Raw genomic sequence first — 25,204 nt, 5'->3', positions numbered from 1 at the left:
CCGCGATACATGACCTATGTATAGCAAAACTGGCGGGCCCGCCCCGCATTGCAAGGAAAAGGTCGATCATGAAAGAAAAGTTCACAAAGTCCGAGGCCCAGTGGCGCGAGGAGCTGGACGCGCTGGAATACAAGGTATTGCGCAAAAAGGGCACAGAACGTGCGGGAACACATGACGATTTTCCCAAACAGCCCGGCACGTTCTACTGCCGCGGGTGTGGCCAGCCCCTGTTTACGCAGGCCGACAAGTTCGAGAGCGGCACCGGCTGGCCCAGCTTCGTGCGCCCCGCGACCGAAGACGCGGTAGAGGAACATAACGACAGCAGCTTCTTCATGCGCCGGATGGAGGTCGTCTGCGCCCGCTGCGACGGCCATCTGGGCCATGTCTTTCCCGACGGGCCGCAGCCGACGGGCCTGCGCTATTGCATGAACGGCGTGGCGCTGACCTTCGAGCCTGACGAAGGCGAAACGAAGGAAAGCTGACCTTTAATGCGCGCCGGTAACGCTGCCGGGACCGATCGGCCTCACTCGCCGATCAGGTTGCCCGGATTGAGCAGGTTGCCCAAAATCTGCTGAACCACGGACAGTTCGTTGCCGAACGTCTCGGTGGTGCGCGATACCAGCTCGACCGGCCGCCCGTCCTCAATGCCATAGACGGAAACATCGCGCACGATCTGATCGTCGTCGAACTGCACGGCGACCACGCGGCGTTCGGTCACTTCCTTGGCGCGATACAGATAGGTCTCGGTATTGGTCGCGACGTAATACCACGCATCGTCGGTCAGGATCCCGGTATCCCCAGGACGCCCCAGCGCGGTGCCGACGGTGCGCTTGGTGTCCTGTCCGACAACGATGCGGTCCAGCTCGACATCGGGCGGGGCGTAGCCATGGCTCTGAAATCGCGGTGCACAGGCGCCCAGAACCAGGACTGCGGCCAGCGCGACACCTCCGAGGTTGAGGCCGGGCACGTTAAAATCGGAAATACGGATCATAAGGTTGGCCTCCCACGGGCGTCAGGCTATTTCCAAACGTTGCTAACCTGCGCATCTTCGCAGGGCAAGCAAACAGATGACAGGAGCGATCACATGGCCAACGCACCGCACCGGGGAACCAGGATCGAGTTTCCCCGCCCGCTCGCCACTCAACGGTTGATCCGCGACGGACAGCACAGCTTTGATGAGACCGCGACGGAGGAGGAGCGCGCCGCCCTGGCGGATCTGTTCGGCGCGATATCGGTCGATGAGTTGAGTTTCTCGGGCACGATCGAGCGGGAGGGCCACGATGGTCTGCGCCTGAACGGGCGCCTGCGCGGCACCGTCGTGCAAAGCTGCGTCGTAACTTTGGCCCCGGTCAAAACCAAATTGAATGATAAGGTCGAGCGGGTCTATTCCCCCGATATCGATCCCGAAAATATCGACCTAGACAGCGACGAGGAGGACGCGCTGGAACCGCTGACCCGCACGCTGGACGTGGGTCTGGTCGCGACGGAGGCCGCCGCCCTGGCCCTGCCCGCCTACCCCAAGGCGAAGGGCGTGGGAACCGGCGATCACATCACCAATACCGCCGATGATGACCCCGAGAAGGAGAAGCCGTTTGCCGCTTTGGCGGCGTTGAAAGAGAAACTCTCGGACAAGTCGTAAGATTCCCCTTGCACCGCTGCGCGTGATGCGTATTTTGCCGCTCTCATTCAAGAGACGTTTTACGGGTGGAGTCGCGGCGCGATAATCCCTCCGGGCGCCACGAAACATACAGGGTCACGCGAGACCCGCGAAAACGACCGAGGTTAGTCATGGCAGTTCCAAAGAGCAAGATCACGCGCTCCAAGCGCGGCATGCGTCGCTCCCACGATGCGCTGGTTGCATCCAACCCGAACGAGTGCGGCAATTGTGGCGAACTGCGTCGCCCCCACCACGTGTGCCCCTCCTGCGGTCACTATGCAGATCGTGAAGTCGTGGCACTTGCTGACGAAATCGATCTGGACGAAGACGCAGCGTAAGTTAGCTGGTAGTCAAACGGGGTGCGGTCAGACCGCACCCATGGGAGGCAGACCAGAACTATGGCCCGCGATATCGTAATCTCGATTGATGCCATGGGCGGCGACAGCGGCCCGGCAGCCATTGTTGGTGGGATGGTAATCTCCGCCAGCAAGAATGATGAAATCCGCTATATCGTCCATGGTGACGAGGCGGAGCTTCGCCCCCTCATCGAAAAACAGCAGGCCCTCGACGGTATTGTCGAGATCAGACACTGTGATGATGTCATCTCCATGACGGAGAAACCCTCCCGCGCCATGCGCTCGGGCAAGGACAGTTCCATGTGGGGTACGCTCCAGACGGTGGAAAAGGGCGACGCGACAGTCGCTGTGTCCTGTGGCAATACCGGCGCGCTGATGGCGATTTCCATGCTGCGGTTGCGGCGTGCACCTGGCGTGGACCGCCCCGCAATCGCGGTCCTGTGGCCGTCGCGCGGCAAGACGGGTCATACCGTCGTGCTGGACGTGGGTGCCGACATCCGGGCGGAGGCACGCGATCTGGTCCAATACGCAATCATGGGGACGGAATATGCCCGCCTCGATCTCAACCTCGACCAGCCGCGCGTCGGGCTTTTGAATGTCGGGACGGAGGAGCACAAGGGCCGTGCGGCCTTGCATGAGGCCGCGACCCTGCTCGAATCCCTTGCCGCCGAACCGGACAGTGGTATGCGCTTCGTCGGTTTTGCCGAAGGCAGCGACATCGGCACGGGTGAGGTGGATGTCATCGTGACCGACGGTTTTACCGGCAACGTGGCTCTGAAAACGGCCGAGGGCACGGCAACCCTGATTCACAGCTTCCTGCGTGAGGCGATGGGGCATTCAGTCTTCAGCCGCATCGGTGCCCTGTTCGCCCTGACCTCGCTGCGCCGACTGCAAAAACGCCTGGACCCGCGCCGCCGGAATGGCGGGGTGTTCCTCGGCCTGAACGGCGCCGTGGTAAAATCCCACGGCGGCGCGGACGCGACGGGCGTCTCTGCGGCGATCAAGCTGGCTTTCCGGCTGGCCCAGAACGGCTTCACCCAAAAGGTCGCGGAGCGAGTGGCGAAGGCAGCGGAGCCCAACGAATGACAATATTACGTGCGGTTCCCGTCGGTTGCGGCCACTATCTGCCAGAACGTGTCGTTTCGAACGCGGAGTTCGAGGCGACCTTGGACACCACGGATGAGTGGATTCGCGCCCGCACAGGCATCGAGCGCCGCCACTTCGCCGCCGATGATCAGAAAACCTCCGATCTCGCGATCGAGGCCGCACGGGCCGCGTTGAACGATGCCGGGCTGCAGGGGTCCGACATCGACGCCATCGTCCTGGCCACAGCGACGCCCGACCAGACATTCCCCTCTACCGCCACGCGCGTCCAGCATGCCATCGGCGCTGGCGGATTCGCCTTCGACATGCAGGCGGTTTGCGCGGGCTTTATCTATGCGCTCGCCAATGCGGACGCGATGATCAAGGCCGGGCAGGCCAAACGGATCATGGTGATCGGGGCGGAAACCTTCTCCCGCATTCTCGACTGGACCGACCGGGGAACTTGCGTCCTGTTCGGGGACGGCGCGGGAGCCGTGATTCTCGAAGCGCGTGAGGGTGACGGAACCAGCGCGGATGCCGGCATCCTCAGCACCGACCTGCACTCCGACGGAAAGTACAACCACCTGCTCTATGTCGATGGCGGCGTCTCATCCACCGGGACGATAGGCGTGTTGCGGATGCAGGGACCCGAGGTCTTCAAGCACGCGGTCGGCAAGCTTTCGGCAGCTGGCAACACGGCGATGGAAAAGGCCGGCGTATCGCCCGACGACGTATCCTACGTGGTGCCACATCAGGCCAATCTGCGCATCATCTCGGCTGTCGCAAACAAGATGTCGTTGCCTATCGATCGGATCGTGGTGACGGTCCAGGATCACGGGAACACCTCGGCCGCCTCGATCCCGATGGCCATGTCCGTGGCGCGCGCGGATGGACGCATCAAGTCCGGCGACCTGATTCTGATGGAGGCGATCGGCGGCGGTCTGGCATGGGGTGCCGCGCTGATGCGCTGGTAAAGCGCCGCTTTCGCATCGTCTTGCAAACCCCTGATATTGACTCTCTTTCGTGAATCCCAATACGCTTTCCGGAACGTTTCGCGGATTACGAAGGATTCCCCATGGGCGAGAAGACATTGACACGTATGGACCTCAGCGAGGCTGTCTATCGTGAGGTCGGGTTGAGCCGCAATGAATCCGCTCAACTGGTTGAGGACGTGCTCAAACACATGTCTGACGCACTGGTCAGCGGCCAACAGGTCAAGATTTCGTCCTTCGGCACCTTTTCCGTTCGGGACAAGACCGCCCGCATCGGCAGGAACCCCAAGACCGGTGAGGAGGTCCCGATCGACCCGCGCCGCGTGCTGACCTTCCGCCCCTCTCACCTCATGAAGGACAGGGTGGACGCAGGCAACAAGGCCTGAGTCCGCCGCAGGGCATATGGAAAAATCATCGCAGGCCTTCAGGACGATCTCCGAAGTGTCGGAGACGGTCGCCGTCCCCGCGCATGTCCTGCGATTCTGGGAAAGCAAGTTCACCCAGATCAAACCCGTCAAGCGGGGCGGCGGACGTCGCTATTACCGCCCCGAGGACGTCCAGCTCCTCATCGCGATTCGCGAGCTGCTCTATACGCAGGGCATGACCATTCGCGGCGTTCAGAAAATGCTGCGCGAACAAGGAGTGAAATCCCTGTCAAAACGCTACGGAACCCCCGACGCCAGCCCTGATGCCGATGACGTGGTGGAGGAACCCGATCTGTGGAACGACGTGCCGGTCGAGGGGCTGGCCGAACAGGAGGATGACATGCCCGCCACGCCGACTGAATCAAAACCGTCCGACCCCGCCCGCGCCGCCGCGATGCGCTCGATCCTGACCCGTCTGGAAAACCTTCGGCAGCGGATGGACACGCATCCTGCCCCCAATACCGAAGAATGATAGAAAACGCGCTTGAAGCCGCCCGCCGTTTGAGGCAATACCTCGCCCACGGTCGGGCTATAGCGCAGCCTGGTAGCGCGTCCGTCTGGGGGACGGAAGGTCGCAGGTTCGAGTCCTGCTAGCCCGACCAATTGATTTTTTGAACGCCGGTGCCCCCAGCCCGGCGTTTCGCTTGCGAGGCTACCCGTATGACCCGGCCCGTGACGACCGACGCCAGCCTGATAAATGATCCCGTGGGTGTGCTGCCCTCGCAGGCGATATCCCAGCTTATCGCGACGAATGCGATCTCCGCGACCCAACCGATCCCGACGGAGCAGATTCAGCCCGCCAGCCTCGATCTGCGGCTAGGAACAGTGGCGCACCGGGTGCGCGCCTCCTTTCTGCCGGGAACCGCGACCGTGACCGAGCGTTTGGCCGATTTCGCCATGCACGACATAGCGCTGGAAAACGGCGCGGTGCTGGAAAAGGGCTGCGTCTATCTGGTGCCCCTGATGGAGAGCCTCGCCCTGCCCCCGGAAATCGACGCGGTGGCCAATGCCAAAAGCTCCACCGGCCGTCTGGACCTATTCACCCGCCTGATCACCGATCAGGGGGAGGAGTTCGACCGGATCGACGCCGGGTATACCGGGCCGTTATGGGCGGAGATCAGCCCCCGCTCATTCTCCGTGCTGGTACGGCCCGGCCTGCGTCTGAACCAGATCAGGTTCCGCCAGGGCCAGGCCATGCTCGACGACGATGCCCTGAGGGCTCTGCACGCCTCCACCCGGCTGGTCGATGGGCCGGCCCATATCGACGGCGGGCTTGGCTTCTCCGTCGATCTCAGCCTTGAGGGGCCGGTGGGCTATCGGGCGAAGCCTCACACGGCCCTGATCGACCTTGATCGCCTGAATCACTACCCGGTCGATGCGTTCTGGGAGGAAGTGCACGCCACGGACGGCCATATCATCCTCGATCCCGGCGCGTTCTATATCCTCGTCAGCCGTGAGGCGGTGCACGTGCCGCCGGAATATGCCGCCGAAATGGCGCCCTACCTCGCCATGGTGGGGGAATTCCGCGTGCACTATGCAGGCTTCTTCGACCCCGGTTTCGGCAATACCGATGCCGGCGGCGCAGGTTCACGCGGCGTGTTGGAAGTTCGGTGCCACGAGGCCCCGTTTGCCCTGGAACACGGGCAGATCGTCGGGCGTCTGGTCTATGAGAAGATGCAGCAGCGGCCAGAGAAACTCTACGGTGCCGACATGAACTCGAACTATCAGGGTCAGGGTCTGAAGCTGGCGAAGCACTTCAAACTCTAAATTTCACTTTCCGAAAAATATCCCCGTCGGAGACGCAGCCATCAACACGCGGCTTCGGCTGCTAATCTGACGGGTCCCGTTCAACGGTTGCGCAATTCGGCCTCGCGCCGCGCGATCTCTTCCTCGCGCTGGCGCAGGGCATCCTCACGATCCATCTGGGCGAGGGCATCCTCACGCTCCTGCAAGGCGCGCTCCCGATCCGCCAATGGATCGGGGCGTTGCCGGGTGCGCGACAGCAGTTGATCGGATTTCCTGAAGGCGGAGTTCACGCCCCGGCGCATCACCTGACGCATCACCATGTTGATAATCGAATTCATGTTCATTGCCGAACCTCTTCCATAAACCTACTCGAACATATCGTCCTGATCGTGGTCGTCGTCCACCTCCCGCTCCACCGAAGTGCCGGGTGGCGGGCGATTGTCGAGCAACCCCGCCGCGCGCAATTCCTTCAAATCGGGCAGATCACGGGGCGTTTCAAGGCCGAAATGCGCCAGAAACCCCGGCGTCGTGGTAAACGTGACGGGCCGCCCCGGTGTCTGCCGGCGGCGTCCCAGCCGGATCCAATCCAGTTCCATCAGCAAATCCACCGTCCCGCGTGAGACGGAGACGCCGCGAATCTCCTCGATCTCGGCGCGCGTGACCGGCTGGTGATAGGCCACGATTGCCAATGTCTCGATGGCGGCGCGGCTCAGCTTTCGCGTCTCGACCACTTCCTTCTGCATCAGGAACGACAGGTCCGCGGCGGTGCGGAACGCCCAGTCGTCGCCCGATCGCAGCAGATGCACGCCACGCCCGGCATATCTTTTCTGCAACAGCGCAAGCGCCTGCGCCACGTCGCATCCATGTGGCAACCGGGCGGTCAAAGCCCGTGTGTCGAGCGGTTCGGAGGACGCGAACAGGATCGCCTCCACCATGCGCTCCTGCTCCGCCATCGGTGGTGCCTCGAACAGGGTTTCGGTGCTCATGCCCGCGCCCTCAACTCGATCCGGCCGAAGGTTTCGGCCTGCCGCATATCCACGGTTCCCGCCTTCACCATCTCCAGCGACGCGGCGAAGGTCGATGCCAGGGCGGAGCGGCGTTTCTTCGGGTCCAGCCGCCATGCCTCGGGCAGATACTCCTCCAGATCGGACCAGTCCAGAACCGCGCCGATCAGACCTTTCATCCGCTCCAGCGCCTGCTCCATCGTGTAGATCGCGTCGCGCTGATAGTGCAGCGGCTGAAAATCCTCACGTGTTTTCACACCGGCATAGGCGCGCAGCAGTTCCACGAGGCTGGCATCATAGACGATGCGCCGCTTCATGGTGACGTCCTCCGTCTGCCCGCGCGCCAGAAAATCGCGGCCCAGCCGGTCGCGCGCCATCAGCTTTGCCGCCGCATTGCGCATCGCCTCCAGCCGCTCCAGCTGATAGGCTAGGTGCGCGGCCAGTTCCTCACCACTCGGGCCGTCCTCGGTCGGGTCGGGCGGCAGCAGCAATCGCGATTTGAGAAAGGCGAGCCAGGCCGCCATTACCAGATAGTCCGCCGCCAGTTCGATCCGCAATTCCTTGGCGAGGTCCACGAAGCACAGATACTGATCCGCCAGTTCCACCATCGAGATGCGCCGCAAGTCCACCTTTTGTGTCCTGCTCAACGTCAGCAGCACATCCAGCGGCCCCTCGTACCCGCCCACATCCACGACCAATGCCTCGGCTGCCAGCCGTTCATTGCGGTCGCGGATCAGCAGGTCGTCAGGCATCGCGCGCCTCCGCTTCCAGCGCGGCCAGGGCGATAGAAGCCGCCTGCGCGTCAAATGGTTCGGGGGGGCGACGTTCCGCCAAGGCAGCCTCAGCCCGCGCGGCGGCGGGGCCGCTCAAAACGGGTACGGCGGCTGCGATGTCCGCCATTTCCGCCGGGTCGCCATTGCAATGCAGGATCATGTCGCACCCTGCGTCCAGCGACCCGCGCACCCGGTTTTCGAACGAGCCGCCAAGCGCCTGCATCGACAGGTCATCAGTCATCAGCAAGCCGTCGAAGCCCAGAACATCGCGGATATAGCGCACCACCACCGGGCTGAGGGTGGCGCAGGCCTGCGCGTCCAGCGCGGTGTAGACGACATGCGCGGTCATCGCCATCCTGATGTCGGACAGGGCCGCGAAGGGGGCGAAATCCCGTTGCAGTTCATCCAGATCCGCCTCGACAACGGGCAGGCCGAAATGGCTGTCCACGGTGCCGCGCCCATGGCCGGGAATATGCTTGGCGATGGGCAGGACACCACCCGCAAGGTGCGCCTGCATGACCGCGCGACCGATTTCCGCAATTTCGCCCGGATCGCGACTGTAGCAACGGTTCATCAGAAACGGATGCGTTTCGTCCTCCGGCACATCCAGCATCGGGGCGCAATTCACGTCGATCCCCAGATCGTGCAACTCATATGCGATATGGCGATAGCGCAGGGCCATGGCCTGCGCGCGCTTTCCCGCAGGCAGCCGCATGAAATCCAGCGGCGGCATCCGTTCCTCGGCCAGGGGGGGACGCAATCGCTGCACGCGACCGCCCTCCTGATCGATCAGAATCGGCGCATCCGCCCCGACCGTCTGTCGCAAGTCCGCGTTCAGTGCCCTGATCTGACCGGCATCCGTCAGATTGCGATCGAACAGGATAAAGCCCCAAGGCTGCGCCTCACGGATGAAATCCCGCTCCCACGCAGTCAAAACCGGGCCGGATACGCCCATGATGAAAGCTGCTTTCATCGCTTCTGCACCGGAATGCACTGCAACCCGCGGGCGGCGAGTGCGGCACATGCCGCCCGCGTTTCCGTGGCGGAGCCATAGCCGACCGCGCGCAGGCGAAACAGGGTCCGCCCGCCGGAGGTCGTCTGTTCGATATAGCGTTGCTTGCCTTCCAGCAGATCGGGCTGGGCGTCGATCAGGCCGGCCCATTGCAGCAGCGCGACCTGTTCGCTGTCAAATGCGCCGAGCTGGATCATGTGCGCGCCTTGCGGAATGGCGCTGTCCTCGATTTCGACGGGCTGGGCCGGGGGGGCCTCCGTCACCACGGTGGACAGGTCGTCGGGCCGGGCGCGCGGGTTCAGGCTGGTCACGGGCGACAGGCGTGAACCGGGGGCGGCGGCGACATCCTCGGTCGCGGGCTCCTCCTGCTCCTCGGGCGTGTCGGTCTCGACCTCAGGCTCACCGGGGTCCATGGGCGCGGGGGCGAGGATGACCTCATCGCGGATCAACGGGGTGTCACCGCCCGCGACCACGTCGTTGACCTCCAACCCCTGATGGGGGGCCTGCGTACCGCCCGGATCCTCCGGCTGCACACGCATCGGACCGTTCTGGGCCAGAATCACGGGAACCTGCGTCACGTCCTGCGTGCCGATACGCCATACCCACATGCCGAGCCCGACAACCAGCGCCAGAGAGACGAGCGCCGCGACCCCGCGGCCGATGCGCCCCCAAAGTCCGGTCGATTCCGTGCCGTCAGATGCCTGTTTGCGCATACTCGATCCTCTGCCCACACCCTATCTGGTGCGCAGCCCTGCTCCAACCCCTAAACCCAGCCCCGAACAGGGCGTGAATTCTCTGCTTCGTGCGCTCAGCGCATCTCGTTCATCGGGGTAACGCCGAGGATACCAAGTCCAGCGCCGATCACAAGCTGACAGGCCCGGATCAGGGCCAGTCGCGGCGCGGTCGCGGCTGCGTCATCCTGCAGGAACCGCAATTCGGGTGCGTCATTGCCCCGGTTCCACAATGCGTGAAAATCGGATGCCAGATCATAAAGGTAGAACGCGATCCGGTGCGGTTCATGAGTGCGGGCCGCGGTTTCCAGCAAGCGTGGCCATTCCGCGATCTTTCCGACCAGCGCCAGTTCCGCCTCATGCGTCAGGATGGACAGGTCCGCCTTAGCCAATGTCGCGTCATCCGTCGCGATCTCCGCCTTGCTCATGACGGAATTCACGCGGGCATAGGCATACTGGACGTAGAATACCGGATTGTCCTTGGATTGTTCCAGGGCCTTGTCGAAATCGAAATCCAGTGGCGCGTCGTTCTTGCGCGTCAGCATCATGAAGCGGGTCACGTCGCGCCCGACCTCGTTCACCACATCGCGCAGCAGGACGAAGGTGCCCGCCCGCTTGGACATCTTGAACGGCTCCCCGTTCTTGTAGAGCTTGACCAGTTGGCACAGCTTCACGTCCAGCGGCACCTTGCCATCGGACAAGGCGGAGACTGCGGCCTTCATCCGCTTGACGTAGCCTCCATGATCCGCGCCGAACACGTCGATCAGCTGGTCATAGCCGCGCTCGATCTTGTCGTAGTGATAGGCGATGTCGGGCGCGAAATAGGTCCACGCACCATCCGATTTACGGACCGGACGGTCCACGTCATCGCCATGCGCGGTGGAGCGGAACAGCGTCTGCTCACGCGCCTCCCAATCCTCGGGCAGCTTGCCCTTGGGTGGCTCCAAAGTGCCCTGATAGATCAGCCCCTTGTCGTCAAGCGCCTTCAGCGCGTCCTCGATCCGGCCTGTGCCGTAGAGAGATTTTTCGCTGAACCAGTGGTCCATCGTGACGCCCAGCGCCGCGAGGTCGGCCTTGATCAGATCGAGCAGCGCATCCGTCGAGGACAGCCGCACATCCTGCAACCAGACGTCCTCAGGCTGATCCACATAGGCGTCGCCGACGCGGTCCTTCAGCGCCTGCCCCACCGCGATCAGGTAATCGCCGGGATAGGTCCCATCGGGAAAGGCGACCTTCTGCCCGTGCGCCTCCAGATACCGCAGGTAGACCGAGCGGGCCAGCACATCGACCTGCCCGCCACCATCGTTGATGTAATATTCGCGAGTGACATCGTAACCCGCGAAGTCCAGCAGGCTGGCCAGCGCATCGCCGAACACCGCCCCGCGTGTATGACCGACATGCAGCGGCCCCGTTGGATTGGCGGAGACGAACTCGATGTTCACCTTCTCCCCCCCGCCCATGTCCGAGCGTCCGAAATCGGTGCCTGCCGCGATGACCGAGGGGATGATCCGCTGCCACTGCCCTGCCGCCAGCCGCAGGTTCAGGAAGCCCGGTCCCGCCACCTCGACCGAGGCGATGCGGTCGTCTGTTGCCAGCCGTGCGGATAACTCGTCCGCGATTGCGCGCGGGTTCATCTTCGCCGGTTTCGCCAGGACCATCGCGGCATTGGTCGCCATGTCGCCATGCGAGGGATCGCGCGGCGGCTCGACCGAGACGTTTCGCAGGTCGAGACCTTCCGGCAGCACACCCTCGGCAGCCATCGCCCCAAGCGTTTCCAGCACCAGCGTCTTGATCTCGGCAAACAGGTTCATCGCATCTCTCCTTGTACCTGCGCGGTTTAGCACGGGCATATGGGAGGTCAACGCAAACGGCTATCCCCGCTTCATCTCTCCACGCAGGGCACGGTGCTCCTCGATTGCGAAGCGGTCCGTCATGCCGGCGATGTAATCCGCCACGGTCCGCGCGCGCAAGGTGTCGGATCGCGCCTCCAGCGCCGCCACGGACCAGTCCTGCGGCAGCATTCCCGGATCGGCCATGAAGTCCTCAAACAGCTCACGCACAACCCGCGCCGCCTTGCGTCGCATCCGCCGCACAGTCCAGTGACGATACATGTTGGTGAACAGGAAGGCCCGGATTACCTTCAGATCGGCCCACATCGCGGGCGAAAACCGGATCACCGGCGCGCCCAGCGCGCGAACCTCGGCCGCCGAGCCGGGCTGTGCCTCCCTCAACAACCGGCGGCTTTCCTGCAAGACATCCTCGACCATTACCCCGAACACCCGGCGCAGCGCCTCGTGCCGCCGCCGGTCCGCCTCCAGACCGGGCCACAGGCGATCCACCTGCGCAAAGCACCTGCCAATGATGGGAAGCCGGATGATATCCTCGGCCGTGAAAAGCCCCGCGCGCAATCCGTCATGCAGGTCGTGATTGTTATAGGCGATATCGTCGGCCAGGGCCGCGACCTGCGCCTCCGCCCCGGCGTGGCTGTCCAGTTCCAGATCGTGACGCGCATCATATTCGGCCAGCGCGAAGGGCAGCGCGTCCCCGTCCTTCTGAACCGAGACCGGGCCGTTATGCTTCGCGATGCCTTCGAGAGTCTCCCAAGTCAGGTTCAGCCCGTCCCATTCGGCGTAGTGCTGTTCCAGATCGGTCACGATCTTCAGCGCCTGCGCGTTGTGATCGAAACCGCCGTAAGGGGCCATCACCTCCGCCAGAGCATCCTCACCGGTATGTCCGAACGGCGGGTGGCCCAGATCGTGGGCCAGCGCCACCGCCTCGGCCAGATCCTCGTTCAGGCCCAAAGTGCGAGAAATCGTGCGCGCCACCTGCGCCACCTCGATGGAATGGGTCAGGCGGGTGCGGAAATAATCACCCTCATGTTCCACGAAAACCTGCGTCTTGTGCTTGAGCCGCCGAAACGCCGAACAATGGATGATCCGGTCGCGATCCCGTTGAAAGGCGGAGCGGTGGGCGCTGCCGTCCTCGGCGTGCAGGCGACCGCGGCTTTCGCGTTCGATGGTGGCATAGGGGGCCAACATGATCCCTCTCCCTTGCGAGGCGGCATATCCGCGCCTATTTCGATAAGGGAATCGCATGAGAGCCGAAGGGACGCAATGATGGACCTGACCTTGCCACCGAAAGTCTCGGACCGCGCCTTTGCGCGTCTGGCCGAGATCAATGAGGCCACGGACGCCCCGCAGGCGCTGCGCGTCGCGGTCGAGGGGGGCGGATGTTCCGGCTTCCAGTACGAGATCAAGCTGGAGGACAAACCCGCCGATGATGATCTGGTGCTGGAAAAGGACGGCCAGCGCGTTTTCGTGGACAGCGTCTCGCTGCCGTTCCTGACCAATGCGGTGATCGACTACACGCAGGAGCTGATCGGCGCACGTTTCGTGATCGAGAACCCGAATGCCACGTCCAGTTGCGGCTGCGGCACGTCTTTCTCGATGTAAGGGAACCTGTCATGCTGAACGTGGAACTGAAGGCGTCCAACCGCATTGAGATCACGGCCTCCGGTCGGGTCGAGATGCAGGCGATGAAAGCCGCGCTCGACCGGCTGATCGCGCTCGCCGAACCGCTGCAACACGTCACCTGCCTGGCGGACATGACCGACGTCACTCTGCCGGGCGCGGACGCCATCCGCGCCGAGATTGACCGCCTTCCCAAGGTGGAAGACCTGCTGGGCAAGATCGACAAGGCGGCCGTCGTCACAAATCAGGCCTGGATCGCCGAGGCGGCAAAGGGTGCGGCGGACCGATTCCCCGCTCTCGACATCCGCATCTATCAGTCGCACGAACATGACCGTGCCCGCGCCTGGCTCAGCGGGACCGACAATCTGGTCTGATCCCCCCTTCCCTACCGTCGCCCCGCGTCTTAAAGCTGAACCCCATTCAGCGGAGGGCCGGACCATGATCGTCGCAAGCTTCAACATCAACGGCGTAAAGGCACGTCTGCCCGCCCTGCTGCAATGGCTGGAGGAAGCAAAACCCGACGTCGTCGTCCTGCAAGAGGTCAAGTCGGTGGATGAGGGCTTCCCCCGCGAACCGATCGAGGATCTGGGCTACAACCTCGAAACCCACGGGCAAAAGGGCTTCAACGGCGTAGCCATCCTGTCGAAATCCCCGATGGAGGACGTGATGCGCGGCCTGCCCGGCGATGAGGCGGACGAACAGGCCCGCTATATCGAGGCGACGGTGAACGGCCTGCGCATCTGCGGGCTGTACCTGCCCAACGGCAACCCGGCGCCGGGGCCGAAATACGATTACAAGCTGGCCTGGATGGCCCGGCTTGAATCCCGCGCCCGTGACCTGCTCGCCACCGAGGAACCTTTCCTGATGGCAGGCGATTACAACGTGATCCCGCAGGCCGAGGACGCCGCCCGCCCGGACGCATGGCGCGACGACGCGCTGTTCCTGCCGCAAACACGCGACGCCTATCGCCGCCTGCTGAACCTCGGCCTGACCGACGCCTTGCGCGCCAAGACCCGCGCGGCCCAGACCTACACGTTCTGGGATTATCAGGCCGGCGCACGACAAAGGAACGACGGCATTCGCATCGACCATTTCCTGCTCAGCCCACAATGCGCCGACCGTCTGCAATCATGTGAGATCGACGCCCATGTGCGCGACCGGGAGAAACCTTCGGATCACGTGCCGATCAAGGTCACGCTGGATTTCTGACTGATGCCTCCGGCGGGGATATTTGGGGAAAGTGAAAGCCGGTTCCACAAACCGGTACCGGTAGCTCAGTTCGGGATCGCCGTCCGCGTCACGTCATGCGCATAGAGCCAGTCGAAGCGCCGCGCCGCGAAGTCCGGCGCGACCGCGCCCACACCCCGCATTCCCAGATGCACGAAGGGCCGCCATGGAAAGCCCACATGGTCGAGCCGCCCCTGCGCGCGCGCCGCCCGTTGTACCCGTGTCGCACGCGGTTTGCGCTCAGCCTCGTAGGCGGATACGGGCGCGCCCGCGGCCAGCGTCTCAGCCAGCACCCAGGCATCTTCCAGGCCCTGCGTGGCGCCCTGCGCCAGAAACGGCAGCATCGGATGGCAGGCATCGCCGACCAGCACCAGCTTGCCCCGTGACCAGTTCTGCAACGGGGCGTGGTCGAACAATCCCCACAGATAGGTTTCGCGCACCTGCGCCAGCACCGCATCGGCCATGTCGTTCCAGTTGGCGAAGGCTGCGCGCAAATTGTCGGGGTCGTCCTCCTGCGCCCAGCCCTCCCCGGTCCACTCGCGCCGTTTCACCACCGCCACGACGTTGAGCATTCTGCCGCCCCGGATCGGATAGGTCACCAAATGCCGGTCTCGGCCCACGGTCAGGTTTGTCACTGTGCCGGTGCCCTGATGCGGGATCAGCGCCCGCCAGGCCGCGTGGCCGGTATAGCGCGGTTCGCTGACCCCGGCTATCTGCGCTCGCAAACTGGATCGAACCCCGTCCGCGCCGACGATCAGGTCGAAGCGTTCCGTTCGCCCGCCGAAATGCAGCACGCCATCCGTGGCCTGCGCACCGCCGACATCAACACCCGTTACCAGCTGCACATTGGCCGCGCGGGCGGCATCGGCCAGAAGCGTAATCAGATCCGCGCGGTGCAGATTGACCGGCACGTGGCCCCAGCGCCGCGCCGCGTCAGCGCCCATTGCGATCTGCATCAGGGGTGTCGCATCCGCGCTGCGCATCTGCACGGCGGAGGGGCTGACCCCGGCGCGCCGCACGGCATCCGCCAGACCGAGAGCGGTCAGCACGGCCATGCCATTCGCGCCGATCTGGATGCCGGCACCGACCTCGCCCAGTTCGGGCGCCCGCTCGAATACCGTGACCTGCACGCCCCGCCGGGCGCATGCCACGGCGGTAGCCAGCCCTGCGATACCCGCTCCGACGATTGCGATCTGCATGTCAGTTCCCCTTCCCGCACCAGCCATATCCGGTGCGATCCGAACGCAAAAAGGCGGCCCTGTGCGGACCGCCCCCCGTCGATCATCCGTCGCGATGCCTCTCAGCGATCGTCACGATAGACCTTTTCCTTACGCTCGTGACGCTCCTGCGCCTCCAGGCTCATCGTGGCGATGGGGCGCGCGTCCAGCCGTTTCAGGCTGATCGGCTCTCCGGTCACGTCGCAATAGCCGTAGGAGCCATCCTCGATTCGGCGCAGGGCCGAGTCGATCTTGGAGACCAGCTTGCGTTGGCGATCACGGGTGCGCAATTCCAGCGCGCGATCGGTTTCCTCGCTCGCGCGGTCCGACACGTCGGGAATGTTTCGGGTACCTTCCTGCATTCCGGTCACGGTGTCCTTGCTGTCGGACAACAACTGAGATTTCCACTCGAGCAGCTTGCGGCGGAAATACTCGACCTGCCGGTCGTTCATGAAGGGTTCGTCCTCGGCCGGTTTGTAATCCGAATCCAGAACCGTTTCAGCTTTCATCGTTATCACCTTACGTTTTCAACGAAGCGAACGATCATTGCCTTGCAGGGCAATGTACATGCGCCCTATCCCTCTATAGGTCCGGGGCATAAAGCGTAAATCCGCCGATGTCACGCGCGAATTGGACAGGTTTCGTTCCCTCTCACGGAGGTACGGGACACGCACGAAAGGGTATGGAAGTGAAATTCGAAGGTACGAAAGACTACGTTGCCACAGGCGATCTGACGGTCGCGGTGAATGCAGCCATCGCATTGCAGCGCCCGCTGCTGGTCAAGGGTGAGCCGGGCACCGGCAAGACGGAACTGGCGCGTCAGATCGCCGGGGCGCTGGAGCTGCCGATCCTCGAGTGGACGGTGAAATCCACGACAAAGGCACAGCAGGGCCTGTACGAATACGATGCTGTGTCCCGTCTGCGTGACAGCCAGCTGGGCGATTCCCGCGTACAGGACGTCGCGAACTACATCCGCAAGGGGATGCTGTGGCAGGCCTTCGAGGCGGAGGAGCGTGTCGTTCTGCTGATCGACGAGATCGACAAGGCCGACATCGAATTTCCCAACGACCTGTTGCAGGAACTCGACCGGATGGAATTCCACGTCTACGAAACGGGACAGACGATCCGGGCCAAACATCGTCCCATTGTCATCATCACGTCCAACAACGAAAAGGAACTGCCCGACGCGTTCCTGCGCCGCTGTTTCTTCCACTACATCCAGTTCCCCGATGCCGACGTCATGGCGCGCATCGTCGATGTGCACTTCCCCGGCATCAAGAAAACCCTGATGCGTGAGGCGCTGACGCAGTTCTATGACATTCGCGAGACGCCAGGGCTGAAGAAGAAGCCCTCCACCTCCGAAGCGCTGGACTGGCTGAAGCTGTTGCTGGTTGAGGATTTGGACCCTGCCGACCTGAAGCGTGACGGTAAGGATGCTTTGCCCAAGTTGCACGGCGCCTTGCTCAAGAACGAGCAGGACGTGCAGTTGTTCGAACGGCTGGCCTTCATGGCCCGGCGCGAGGGCCGATAGGCCTGCCACGCCGTCTGGTTCTGAGGACAGTCGGTGCCAGCCAGACGAAAAACTGATCCGGAACCTTGGAACGCTCACGCCCGGTGCACGTTGATATGATGACGGTTCAAGCCGTTGTGAGTTTAAGTATTTTGGGAGATTTCAGATGAACAACGATATTTTCAAAGGCAACTGGAAACAACTCAAAGGCAACGCCAAGGCGAAGTGGGGCGAGCTGACCGACGACGATCTGGATCAGGCAGAGGGCAACCGCGAGGTTCTCGAAGGCAAGATTCAGGAGCGTTACGGAAAGACCAAGGAAGAAGCCAAGCGCGATGTTGACGAATGGGTCAACTCGCTCTGATCGGCCCTTGATCGACCTGATATGATACGCCGTCCCGTTCACGCGGGGCGGCGTTCTGCATTGCAGTCGCGGCCCGGTTCCGCCCATATGATCGGGTAACATACGGACCTGTAATGCTTTCCACCTTCTCCGATCCCATCCTGCCGGTTTTCGCCATTCTGGCCCTCGGCGTTTTGGCCGGTTGGCGCGGATGGTTCGATGTGGACTTTGCCCGCAACCTCAACCGGTTCACTTACTACGTGGCGCAACCCGCGCTGGTGTATTTCGTGGTCGCCCGCGCTCCGTTCGCGGCGTTCGACTACCGTGCCCTAGGTTTGTATCTGGTATCCGAAATCGCGGTCTATGCCCTCGGCTACTGGGTGGTGCGGCGTTATTTCGGACGGACCCGGCCCGAAGCGTTGCTGCTGGGCATGACCTGCGCCCTGGTCAATCACCTCTTCTACATCCTGCCAATCGCAGAGCGGATCTATGGCGAGGAAGCCGCCGCCAACATCGCGGGCATCATCATCGTGGACATCGCATTGTTGTTCTGCGGCACGATCCTGATCCTCGACATCATGAAGGCAGGCAACGCTGCACCGGGCAAGGTGGCGAGGATGACAATAGGCAATCCGGCCTTGCTCGCCATCGTTGCCGGGCTGGGCACCTACGCGCTCGAACCGCTCACCCCGCAGGGCGTATTTACCTTCGCCGAGTTTGTCGGCCGCGCCGCGCCGCCAAGCGCCCTGTTCGCGTTGGGAATCATTGTGGCGGGCACCGATTTCCGCCGCCCCGGCGGTGCTACATGGTCCGTCGTGGCGATCAAGACGTTGGCGCATCCGATCCTGCTGATCGGCATGTTCGCCATGACCGAAGTGGATGTGGACAAGGCCGAAATTGCCCTGCTGGTCGCTGCGGGGCCCTGCGGGGCCATGCCCTTCGTCATCGCGCTGCAATACGGGATCAAAACGGATACGATCGCCCGGGCGATCCTGATTTCGACTGGAATCACCCTGTTTACGCTTGCATGGCTGACCGCATGATCGCATCACGTCGCGAGGGAAGCCTTGCACCTCATCGCCGCACGGCCCACCCTGCCCGCTGCAACGAAAGGCACTTTCATGAAGGCACTCATCATCGGCATCGTCGGACTTCTGGTCGGCATCATCCGTGCGAAGCGGCGCAATGGCGGCTTCGGTGATATGATGACGTGGGGAATCGGACATGCCGTAGCCTTTACCATCGCAACGATCGTGGTCCTGATGACCTATGACTTTATCGCTTTTTACGTGCTCTAGATGTTTTTGAAATTTTTCGACAATCTCCGCTCCGCCAAGCTTCCCGTGTCCCTGCGCGAATACCTCACCCTGTTGGAGGCGATGGAGCAGGGCGTCGTGATGTACGACGTCGATGCGTTCTACTACCTCGCCCGCGCCGCGCTGGTGAAGGATGAACGTCTGATCGACCGCTTCGATCAGGTCTTCGCCCACTCGTTCAAGGGGATGGAAGCGATTGACCTGAAAGATATGATCGACCCGCAGGCCCTGCCCGAGGAATGGCTGCGCAAGATGGCCGAAAAGCACCTCACCCCCGAGGAAATGGCCGAGGTCGAGGCAGCCGGCGGGTTCGAGGCCCTGATGGAAAAGCTGCGCAAGCGTCTGGACGAGCAGGAGAAGCGGCATCAGGGCGGGTCGAAATGGATCGGCACCGCTGGCACCTCGCCCTTCGGTGCCTATGGCTACAACCCCGAGGGAGTGCGCATCGGTCAGAAGGAATCGCGTCATCAAAAGGCGACGAAGGTCTGGGACAAGCGTGAATTCCGTGACTTCGACGATACGCGCGAGCTTGGCACGCGCAACATCAAGGTCGCTCTGAAGCGTCTGCGCCGCTGGGCACGCGACGGCGCGGCCGAGGAGCTGGACCTGCCCGGCACCATTCGCGCCACTGCGGAACATGGCTATATCGACGTGCAAACCCGGCCGGAGCGTCGCAATGCGGTCAAGGTCCTGTTGTTCCTCGATGTCGGCGGCTCGATGGATCCGCATATCCGCGTGGTAGAGGAGCTGTTCTCCGCCGCCCGGACGGAGTTCAAGCATCTGGAACATTTCTACTTCCACAACTGCCTGTACGAAGGTGTGTGGAAGGACAATTCCCGCCGGTGGTCCGAGCAGATCCCGACATACGAAATCCTGCGAACCTATGGCTCGGATTACCGCTGCATTTTTGTCGGCGATGCCAGCATGTCGCCCTACGAGATCGCGCATCCCGGCGGTGCCAGCGAACACTGGAACGCGGAAGCAGGCCATGTCTGGCTGACCCGCGCCCGTGAGCAATGGCCCGCGTCGCTGTGGATCAATCCGGTGCCTGAACGCATGTGGGGCTACACCCAGTCCATCCGCATGATTCAGGAGCTGTTCCCCGACCGTATGGTTCCGATGACGCTGAACGGGCTGGAACGCGGTATGCGGGAACTGGTGCGCTGACCGTCCGCTGATGCCGCAGGGGCGATATCGCCTCCTTTGCGCCAGTGGGTTGCCCCGACTCCGTTTTTCATCGCGCTACGGACAGACTGCCGTTTTACCGTCAACCGGTCGTTGCACGGGGCACTGAAACGCCCCACATTGGGATATGGCCCTGATCGTTCCCATCCTCATAGCCGTGCTCGGCGGTCTCGTCATGATGCTCGTCTCCACCCGGGTCAGCGCACGGCAGCTGGATGCGCAATCGCGGCCCCTGACCGATCCGAAACTGCTGCATCTGACGGATCGGATGGCGCGAGAGTTGGGCGTGGGGGAATTGCAGGTCTTAGTCCAGAATATCACCACGATCAACGGGTTGGCGGCCCCGGACGGGCGTGTCTTCATCACCCGAGGTTTCATGGAAAAGTACCGTGCGGGACAGGTTCAGGCCGAGGAAATCGCCTCCGTCATCGCGCACGAACTGGGGCATGTGGCGCTGGGCCATTCGCAACGGCGCATGATCGACTATACCGGGCAGAACGCGATCAGGATGGCGCTCATGCTGATGGTGGGGCGCTTCGTGCCGATTGTCGGCCCTTGGCTGATCGGCATGTTGACGCAACTCCTCGCGGCCCGCCTCAGCCGTCGCGATGAATACGAGGCGGACGCCTATGCCGCTGCCTTGCTTACGAAAATCGGCGTCGGGATCGGGCCGCAACGCAGCCTGTTCCGAAAACTCGACCACCTTGCCGGTGGCACGAACGGCACCCCCGCATGGCTGATGAGCCACCCCAAGGCCGAGGAACGGGTCGCCGCGATCGAGGCTCTGTCGCGCGGCTGGAACACGCGCCCCGTCATGCGCTGAGCGCCTTGCCCAATCGCGGCAGACCGGCACGTTTGAGCAGCGGTCGCAAAGGTTGCTCACGTCCTGAGATTTGCGCGGTGCGGGCCCGGACCACTTCGACGGGGTCTGCCAAAGAACGCTCCGCATGGCAGGCCATCAGAAACGTATCGGGATCAATGGCATAGAGGCCGTGCGGCATCAGCGCACGCCTGGGGAAGTCCTTGAGGTTGCGGGTGACGATCAGATCCGCCCGCCCCTCGATCGCGGCGGACAGGACGTGGATATCGTCCAGATCCGGCAGGCGCAGATCGTCGCGCGGTGGTGCCGGAACGATGGCATCGCCGAAGCGGTCGTTCAGCAGCGCAATCTCAACCCGCGCCTGCCCTCCGACATCCGCGCCGGCACGTTCCGCAGCCCGCGCCCACTCCTCCAAAATCCGCGCGGACCACAGTGCGCAATAATCGCCCCGCGACGCCACACCCAACAGGATTTCCCGTTGTATCGTGGGGTACAGCACGCACGCGTCCAGCAGGGCGCGCATCATTCCAGCCGCAGGAACAGCGCCTTGAGATACGCGGTTTCCGCCAGCATCGCATGGGTCGGATGATCCGGTCCCGCGAAGCCCGTGGCGATCAGTTGCGCCACCCGCCCCCCGCGTGAGACGCCGCGCAGCGAACTGTCGCGGAACTTGGCCAGATCGGCGGCATGCGAGCAAGAACACAAAACCAGATAGCCACCGGGCGCGACCAGCGCGGCACCCATGCGCGCGACCCGTTCATAGGCGCGCAGGCCCTTGTCCACCGTCTGCTTGTTGGGCGCAAAGGCCGGAGGATCGCAGATAACGAGATCGAATTTCGCCCCCTCCGACGCCAACGCGGCCATCGTGTCGAACGCATCGCCGCGACGTGTGGTGAAGCGGTCGGAGGCCCCCATTGCCTTCGCCCCGTCCTCCGCCAGGGCCAGCGCAGGCGCGGAGCCATCGACCGCCAGTGCTGATACCGCGCCATTCGCCAGCGCCGCCAGCGCGAAGCCGCCGACATGGCTGAAAACGTCGAGCACCGCCCCACCCTTCGCCAAGCCAGCCGCGAAGGCATGGTTCGCACGTTGGTCGTAGAACAGCCCGGTTTTCTGTCCGCCCAGCAAATCGGCCATATAGGTCGCGCCGTTCATCTGCACGGGGATCGCAGCGTCGAGGGTGCCGGTCGTGACGGCGCTTTCCTCATCCAGACAGTCCAACTTGCGCGCGCGGCCCGTCGCGTTTTTGACCACAGTGGACACACCTGTCACCGCGATCAGCGCGGCTTCGAGCTCGGCATACATCGCCTCCGCCCAGGCGGCGTTCGGCTGGATCACGGCAGCCTCACCGAACCGGTCGATAATCACACCGGGCAGACCGTCGGCCTCCGCGTGGATCAAACGGTAGAACGGCGCGTCATACAGGCGCTCACGATGCGCATGGGCGAAGCGTATCTTGCGCTCCAGCCAGGCGGCGTCGATCACGGCCTCGGGATCGCGATCCATCAGACGCGCGGGGATGCGGCTGTCGGAATTAACGGTCACGGTTCCGATGGGCGAACGTTCCGCGTCCTCCAACGTGGCAATCGTGCCCGGCTCCAGCGATTTTGACCGGCGATCGAGCACCAGTTCATCGGCATAAACCCAGGGAAAGCCGAAACGGACGGTACGCGCACGGTTCGGACGCAGGCGCACCACGGGGCGGGAAATGTTCTGATCTGTCATGCGCATTCGCTATCCGGTTCGATGCGCCAAGGGAAGGGCGCAAAAGAAAGGGCCATCCCCGGCGGGATGACCCTGTCGCATCGGCAAGTTGCCGGATCAAACGTGGTGCACAACACCAGCATAGGCGTGGCGGACCCAATTCACAGCGCTGCTGAACGCGCTGCGCATCGCCTCTGCGCGCATCTTGTTCGCGCGTTCGAGATAGGCGTTGATCTCGGCTTGGGTAAGGTTCTGATCGCTCATGACTTCATCCTTCGTGCTATGGCGTGCTGCGTTGCCCACCGTCGAGGATGTAGTTAGGTCAGCATCGCTGCTCTTTCAGCAGACAACACGGCCCATGCGCCATGCACAGAATGCATGGCTAACGCATTCGCAGATGCTTGAGGAACTTGCCCTCCAACGCGCGGAAAATCAGCACGATCAGAAGCGTCAGCAGACCGTAGAGGACAGCAGCAGTCAGAAACCCCTCATCCGAGACATAGTAGCGGCCGTTGAACTCCCGCGCTGCGCCCAGAATATCGGTGATGGTGATGACACTGACGATGGCCGAACCGTGCATCATGAAGACGACTTCGTTGCCATATTGCGGGATTGCCCGGCGCAGGGCCGAGGGGACGACGATCAGGGCGTAGACCTGCCAGGTCCGCAGACCCAGCGCCTTGGCCGCCTCGATCTGTCCCTTCGGCGTTCGCTCGATCGCGCCGCGAATGATCTCCGTCGCGTAGGCGCCGGAATTGAGGGAGAAGGCGATCAGGGCGCACCACCATGGTTCTCGCAGATAACTCCACGCGAAGCTGTCGCGGATCACATCGAATTGCGACAAACCGTAATAGAAGACGTAGAGTTGCACGAGCAACGGCGTGCCACGGATCGCGTAGACATAGCCGGCGATCAGCGGGCTGGCCACGGGCGTTCTGCGCGACCGCAGGATCGCGAAGGGCAGCGCGATACAAAACCCGATCGCGACCGACAGCGCGGTCAGTTGCACGGTGGTCCACACCCCCTCCGCGAACAGGGGCCAACGCTCGATCAGCAGGTCGTAGCGCATGATGCCCCCCTACCGCGTGGCGGTGAAGCCGCGGTCGAACCGCTGCTCCATCCGGTTGAAGATCAGTTGGCTGACCCAGGTAATCAGCAGGTAGCCCAGGAACGCCGCCATCAGGAACCAGAAAAACTCCCGCGTGGACCGGCCCGCATCGACCGCGACGCCGACCAGATCGCTCAACCCGATGATCGACACGACGGCGGTGGATTTCGTCAGCACCATCCAGACATTCATGGTGCCGGGCAGCGCCTGCCGCACGATCTGCGGCAAGGTGACCAGCCGCAGTCGCTGCATCGGTTTCAGGCCAAGCGCGGTCGCGGCCTCCCCCTGCCCGACATCCACGGCCAGCGCGGCCCCGCGAAACGTTTCGGTCAGGTAGGCCCCGTATAACAGCCCGATCGTGACCGTGCCGGAAATGAAGGGGCTGACATCGACCCTCTCCCACCCGGCGGCGTTGGTCACGAGGTTCATCAGCGCCTGCATCTTGAAATAGAAAATCAGGATCATGACCAGATCCGGCACCCCACGCACGACGGTGGTATAGGCCATGACCAGCCAGCGAACCGCCCGCCATTTCGACAGTTGCCCCCACGCGCCAAGGCTGCCCATCACACAGGCGAGCACAAAGGCAAGCAGCGCCATGGACACGGTGATACCGAAGCCCCGTAGCAGCAGCGGTAAATATGCGACGAGTTGATCCATCAGCCCCGTTCAAAAAAGGCCGGCGACGAATGTCGCCAGCCTTTCGTTTCAGATCGCAGCGGGATCAGTTTCCGCCGCCGTAAACGTCGAAGTCGAAATACTGTGACGCGATCTGATCGTACTCACCGCTCTCACGAATGGCCGCGATGGCAGCGCTGAAATCGTCCCGCAGTTCGGTATCGGACTGACGCACACCGACGCCGACGCCTTCACCGTGATATTCGGGGATGGAGTAGCCCTCACCGAAGAAGGCATATCCTTCGCCATCCTCAGTCTGAAGAAAACCTTCATCCATGGTGACGCTGTCCGCCATGATCGCATCGATCCGACCCGAGGTCAGATCGAGATAGGTGTCGTCTTGCGAGGCATAGAGGCGCAGTTCGACCTCGGGGTATTCACCCTCCATGAAGTTCTGGTGGATCGTGCCGCGCTGAACACCGACCACGGCATCTGCCAGCGTCTCGGGGCTGTCATCGGCAAAGGCGCCTTCCTCGGCGAGGAAGATTGCAGGCGTGCTGTAGTATTTTTCGGAGAAGTCGATGACCTGCTTGCGTTCCTCGGTGATGGACATCGAGGCGATGATGGCGTCGCACTTGTCCTCCTGAAGCGCGGGAATGATGCCGTCCCAGTCGGTCTTGACCATCGTGCAGGATGCGCCCATTTCTGCGCACAAGGCATTGGCGATGTCGATGTCGAACCCGGTGACGGAGCCGTCGGCCTCGGTCTGCGAAAACGGAGGATACGCACCCTCGACGCAGATATCGAGGTCCTGGGCCGTTGCGGCGCCTGCGGTCATCGTGGCCAGCGCCACGGCAATGATCTTTTTCATTTTTTCAGGTCCCTGTTCGTGAATTTACTGCCGTCAAAC

At 62.9% G+C, this 25,204-nt stretch carries 33 protein-coding genes and 1 tRNA gene; 18 read left to right on the top strand and 16 right to left on the bottom strand.

Annotated features, from left to right (window positions below; genetic code table 11):
* Positions 1–68: 68 nt before the first annotated feature.
* On the top strand, positions 69–482 hold the full coding sequence (msrB, locus tag H1S03_RS01160; RefSeq protein WP_185802780.1) for a peptide-methionine (R)-S-oxide reductase MsrB: 414 nt from the start codon (positions 69–71) through the stop codon (positions 480–482).
* A 41-nt stretch (positions 483–523) separates the two neighbouring features.
* On the opposite strand, the gene H1S03_RS01155 is transcribed toward msrB, so the two are convergent.
* Positions 524–991 (bottom strand): outer membrane protein assembly factor BamE, encoded by a 468-nt coding sequence (locus tag H1S03_RS01155; RefSeq protein WP_185802779.1) that lies wholly within the window; start codon positions 989–991, stop codon positions 524–526.
* 93 nt (positions 992–1,084) lie between these two features.
* Between H1S03_RS01155 and H1S03_RS01150 the strand changes: the two genes are divergently transcribed.
* The 8 genes from H1S03_RS01150 (at position 1,085) to H1S03_RS01115 (ending at position 6,280) form a co-directional block, all read left to right on the top strand.
* Positions 1,085–1,639: a YceD family protein gene (locus H1S03_RS01150; RefSeq protein ID WP_185802778.1), complete on the top strand. Its 555-nt coding sequence runs from the start codon at positions 1,085–1,087 to the stop codon at positions 1,637–1,639.
* A gap of 149 nt (positions 1,640–1,788) precedes the next feature.
* Complete coding sequence (gene rpmF / locus H1S03_RS01145; RefSeq protein WP_166190393.1) at positions 1,789–1,995, top strand: 50S ribosomal protein L32; 207 nt, start codon at positions 1,789–1,791, stop codon at positions 1,993–1,995.
* Positions 1,996–2,055: 60 nt separating this feature from the next.
* Entirely contained in the window at positions 2,056–3,099 is a 1,044-nt protein-coding gene (gene plsX, locus H1S03_RS01140; RefSeq protein ID WP_166190390.1) for a phosphate acyltransferase PlsX, read from the top strand.
* Between the two features lie 2 nt (positions 3,100–3,101).
* The gene (locus tag H1S03_RS01135; protein WP_185803056.1) at positions 3,102–4,070 is read left to right on the top strand and encodes a beta-ketoacyl-ACP synthase III; all 969 of its coding nucleotides are present in this window, start codon (positions 3,102–3,104) and stop codon (positions 4,068–4,070) included.
* A 101-nt stretch (positions 4,071–4,171) separates the two neighbouring features.
* Positions 4,172–4,474 carry an integration host factor subunit alpha gene (gene ihfA, locus H1S03_RS01130; protein WP_166190386.1) on the top strand — a complete coding sequence of 101 codons (303 nt, stop codon included), beginning with the start codon at positions 4,172–4,174 and terminating at the stop codon, positions 4,472–4,474.
* Between the two features lie 16 nt (positions 4,475–4,490).
* The gene (locus H1S03_RS01125; protein ID WP_166190384.1) at positions 4,491–4,985 is read left to right on the top strand and encodes a MerR family transcriptional regulator; all 495 of its coding nucleotides are present in this window, start codon (positions 4,491–4,493) and stop codon (positions 4,983–4,985) included.
* 53 nt (positions 4,986–5,038) lie between these two features.
* Positions 5,039–5,115: transfer RNA gene (locus H1S03_RS01120), tRNA-Pro, on the top strand.
* 58 nt (positions 5,116–5,173) lie between these two features.
* Complete coding sequence (locus tag H1S03_RS01115) at positions 5,174–6,280, top strand: 2'-deoxycytidine 5'-triphosphate deaminase (protein WP_185802777.1); 1,107 nt, start codon at positions 5,174–5,176, stop codon at positions 6,278–6,280.
* 80 nt (positions 6,281–6,360) lie between these two features.
* Here H1S03_RS01115 and H1S03_RS01110 read toward each other — a convergent pair whose 3' ends face one another.
* The 7 genes from H1S03_RS01110 to H1S03_RS01080 all read right to left on the bottom strand — a co-directional run bounded on the left by H1S03_RS01110 (position 6,361) and on the right by H1S03_RS01080 (position 12,817).
* Positions 6,361–6,603, bottom strand: coding sequence for a hypothetical protein (locus H1S03_RS01110; RefSeq protein WP_221892551.1), 243 nt, complete (start codon positions 6,601–6,603; stop codon positions 6,361–6,363).
* A gap of 21 nt (positions 6,604–6,624) precedes the next feature.
* On the bottom strand, positions 6,625–7,245 hold the full coding sequence (gene scpB / locus H1S03_RS01105) for an SMC-Scp complex subunit ScpB (RefSeq protein WP_185802775.1): 621 nt from the start codon (positions 7,243–7,245) through the stop codon (positions 6,625–6,627).
* Positions 7,242–8,015 carry a segregation and condensation protein A gene (locus H1S03_RS01100; protein WP_166190379.1) on the bottom strand — a complete coding sequence of 258 codons (774 nt, stop codon included), beginning with the start codon at positions 8,013–8,015 and terminating at the stop codon, positions 7,242–7,244. Before H1S03_RS01100 ends, scpB begins: the two co-directional genes overlap by 4 nt.
* Entirely contained in the window at positions 8,008–9,009 is a 1,002-nt protein-coding gene (locus tag H1S03_RS01095; RefSeq protein ID WP_185802774.1) for a glycoside hydrolase family 3 protein, read from the bottom strand. Before H1S03_RS01095 ends, H1S03_RS01100 begins: the two co-directional genes overlap by 8 nt.
* The gene (locus H1S03_RS01090) at positions 9,006–9,761 is read right to left on the bottom strand and encodes an SPOR domain-containing protein (RefSeq protein WP_185802773.1); all 756 of its coding nucleotides are present in this window, start codon (positions 9,759–9,761) and stop codon (positions 9,006–9,008) included. The genes H1S03_RS01095 and H1S03_RS01090 overlap by 4 nt, the downstream gene beginning before the upstream one ends.
* A gap of 95 nt (positions 9,762–9,856) precedes the next feature.
* Entirely contained in the window at positions 9,857–11,590 is a 1,734-nt protein-coding gene (gene argS / locus H1S03_RS01085; RefSeq protein WP_185802772.1) for an arginine--tRNA ligase, read from the bottom strand.
* Between the two features lie 60 nt (positions 11,591–11,650).
* On the bottom strand, positions 11,651–12,817 hold the full coding sequence (locus H1S03_RS01080) for a deoxyguanosinetriphosphate triphosphohydrolase (protein ID WP_185802771.1): 1,167 nt from the start codon (positions 12,815–12,817) through the stop codon (positions 11,651–11,653).
* An 84-nt stretch (positions 12,818–12,901) separates the two neighbouring features.
* Here H1S03_RS01080 and erpA point away from each other — a divergent pair, with 84 nt between their 5' ends.
* From erpA to xth, 3 genes are all read left to right on the top strand, one after another.
* Positions 12,902–13,231 (top strand): iron-sulfur cluster insertion protein ErpA, encoded by a 330-nt coding sequence (gene erpA / locus H1S03_RS01075; protein ID WP_166193985.1) that lies wholly within the window; start codon positions 12,902–12,904, stop codon positions 13,229–13,231.
* A gap of 11 nt (positions 13,232–13,242) precedes the next feature.
* Positions 13,243–13,623, top strand: a complete 381-nt coding sequence (locus tag H1S03_RS01070; RefSeq protein ID WP_185802770.1) for a SpoIIAA family protein — start codon at positions 13,243–13,245, stop codon at positions 13,621–13,623.
* A 64-nt stretch (positions 13,624–13,687) separates the two neighbouring features.
* Complete coding sequence (gene xth / locus H1S03_RS01065) at positions 13,688–14,458, top strand: exodeoxyribonuclease III (protein ID WP_166190371.1); 771 nt, start codon at positions 13,688–13,690, stop codon at positions 14,456–14,458.
* Positions 14,459–14,523: 65 nt separating this feature from the next.
* Here the strand turns inward: xth and H1S03_RS01060 are convergent, their stop codons facing one another.
* Both H1S03_RS01060 and dksA read right to left on the bottom strand, forming a co-directional pair.
* Positions 14,524–15,675 carry an FAD-dependent oxidoreductase gene (locus H1S03_RS01060; protein WP_185802769.1) on the bottom strand — a complete coding sequence of 384 codons (1,152 nt, stop codon included), beginning with the start codon at positions 15,673–15,675 and terminating at the stop codon, positions 14,524–14,526.
* 101 nt (positions 15,676–15,776) lie between these two features.
* Positions 15,777–16,202 carry an RNA polymerase-binding protein DksA gene (gene dksA, locus H1S03_RS01055; RefSeq protein ID WP_185802768.1) on the bottom strand — a complete coding sequence of 142 codons (426 nt, stop codon included), beginning with the start codon at positions 16,200–16,202 and terminating at the stop codon, positions 15,777–15,779.
* A 173-nt stretch (positions 16,203–16,375) separates the two neighbouring features.
* On the opposite strand from dksA, the gene H1S03_RS01050 reads away from it, so the two are divergent.
* The 6 genes from H1S03_RS01050 (at position 16,376) to H1S03_RS01025 (ending at position 20,870) form a co-directional block, all read left to right on the top strand.
* Positions 16,376–17,224 carry an AAA family ATPase gene (locus tag H1S03_RS01050; protein ID WP_221892550.1) on the top strand — a complete coding sequence of 283 codons (849 nt, stop codon included), beginning with the start codon at positions 16,376–16,378 and terminating at the stop codon, positions 17,222–17,224.
* A 145-nt stretch (positions 17,225–17,369) separates the two neighbouring features.
* Positions 17,370–17,567 (top strand): CsbD family protein, encoded by a 198-nt coding sequence (locus H1S03_RS01045; RefSeq protein WP_185802767.1) that lies wholly within the window; start codon positions 17,370–17,372, stop codon positions 17,565–17,567.
* A 113-nt stretch (positions 17,568–17,680) separates the two neighbouring features.
* Entirely contained in the window at positions 17,681–18,589 is a 909-nt protein-coding gene (locus H1S03_RS01040; protein ID WP_185802766.1) for an AEC family transporter, read from the top strand.
* A gap of 78 nt (positions 18,590–18,667) precedes the next feature.
* Positions 18,668–18,844 carry a hypothetical protein gene (locus H1S03_RS01035; RefSeq protein WP_166190366.1) on the top strand — a complete coding sequence of 59 codons (177 nt, stop codon included), beginning with the start codon at positions 18,668–18,670 and terminating at the stop codon, positions 18,842–18,844.
* The gene (locus tag H1S03_RS01030; RefSeq protein WP_185802765.1) at positions 18,845–20,029 is read left to right on the top strand and encodes a vWA domain-containing protein; all 1,185 of its coding nucleotides are present in this window, start codon (positions 18,845–18,847) and stop codon (positions 20,027–20,029) included.
* 145 nt (positions 20,030–20,174) lie between these two features.
* On the top strand, positions 20,175–20,870 hold the full coding sequence (locus H1S03_RS01025; RefSeq protein WP_185802764.1) for a M48 family metalloprotease: 696 nt from the start codon (positions 20,175–20,177) through the stop codon (positions 20,868–20,870).
* On the opposite strand, the gene H1S03_RS01020 is transcribed toward H1S03_RS01025, so the two are convergent.
* The 6 genes from H1S03_RS01020 to H1S03_RS00995 all read right to left on the bottom strand — a co-directional run bounded on the left by H1S03_RS01020 (position 20,860) and on the right by H1S03_RS00995 (position 25,165).
* Positions 20,860–21,393 carry an RSP_2648 family PIN domain-containing protein gene (locus H1S03_RS01020; RefSeq protein ID WP_347339192.1) on the bottom strand — a complete coding sequence of 178 codons (534 nt, stop codon included), beginning with the start codon at positions 21,391–21,393 and terminating at the stop codon, positions 20,860–20,862. The genes H1S03_RS01025 and H1S03_RS01020 overlap by 11 nt on opposite strands.
* On the bottom strand, positions 21,390–22,589 hold the full coding sequence (locus H1S03_RS01015) for an RSP_2647 family RNA methyltransferase (RefSeq protein ID WP_185802763.1): 1,200 nt from the start codon (positions 22,587–22,589) through the stop codon (positions 21,390–21,392). Before H1S03_RS01015 ends, H1S03_RS01020 begins: the two co-directional genes overlap by 4 nt.
* A 96-nt stretch (positions 22,590–22,685) precedes the next feature.
* Positions 22,686–22,832, bottom strand: coding sequence for an RSP_7527 family protein (locus H1S03_RS01010; protein ID WP_166190362.1), 147 nt, complete (start codon positions 22,830–22,832; stop codon positions 22,686–22,688).
* 118 nt (positions 22,833–22,950) lie between these two features.
* Positions 22,951–23,637: an ABC transporter permease gene (locus H1S03_RS01005; protein ID WP_185802762.1), complete on the bottom strand. Its 687-nt coding sequence runs from the start codon at positions 23,635–23,637 to the stop codon at positions 22,951–22,953.
* A gap of 9 nt (positions 23,638–23,646) precedes the next feature.
* Positions 23,647–24,336, bottom strand: a complete 690-nt coding sequence (locus H1S03_RS01000) for an ABC transporter permease (protein ID WP_185802761.1) — start codon at positions 24,334–24,336, stop codon at positions 23,647–23,649.
* Between the two features lie 64 nt (positions 24,337–24,400).
* The gene (locus H1S03_RS00995; RefSeq protein ID WP_185802760.1) at positions 24,401–25,165 is read right to left on the bottom strand and encodes a transporter substrate-binding domain-containing protein; all 765 of its coding nucleotides are present in this window, start codon (positions 25,163–25,165) and stop codon (positions 24,401–24,403) included.
* Positions 25,166–25,204: the final 39 nt, after the last annotated feature.

Origin of the sequence: Pontivivens nitratireducens, assembly GCF_014235845.1 — a bacterium.
Lineage (GTDB): Bacteria > Pseudomonadota > Alphaproteobacteria > Rhodobacterales > Rhodobacteraceae > Pontivivens > Pontivivens nitratireducens.
This window is presented reverse-complemented; position numbering and strand designations above follow the sequence as displayed.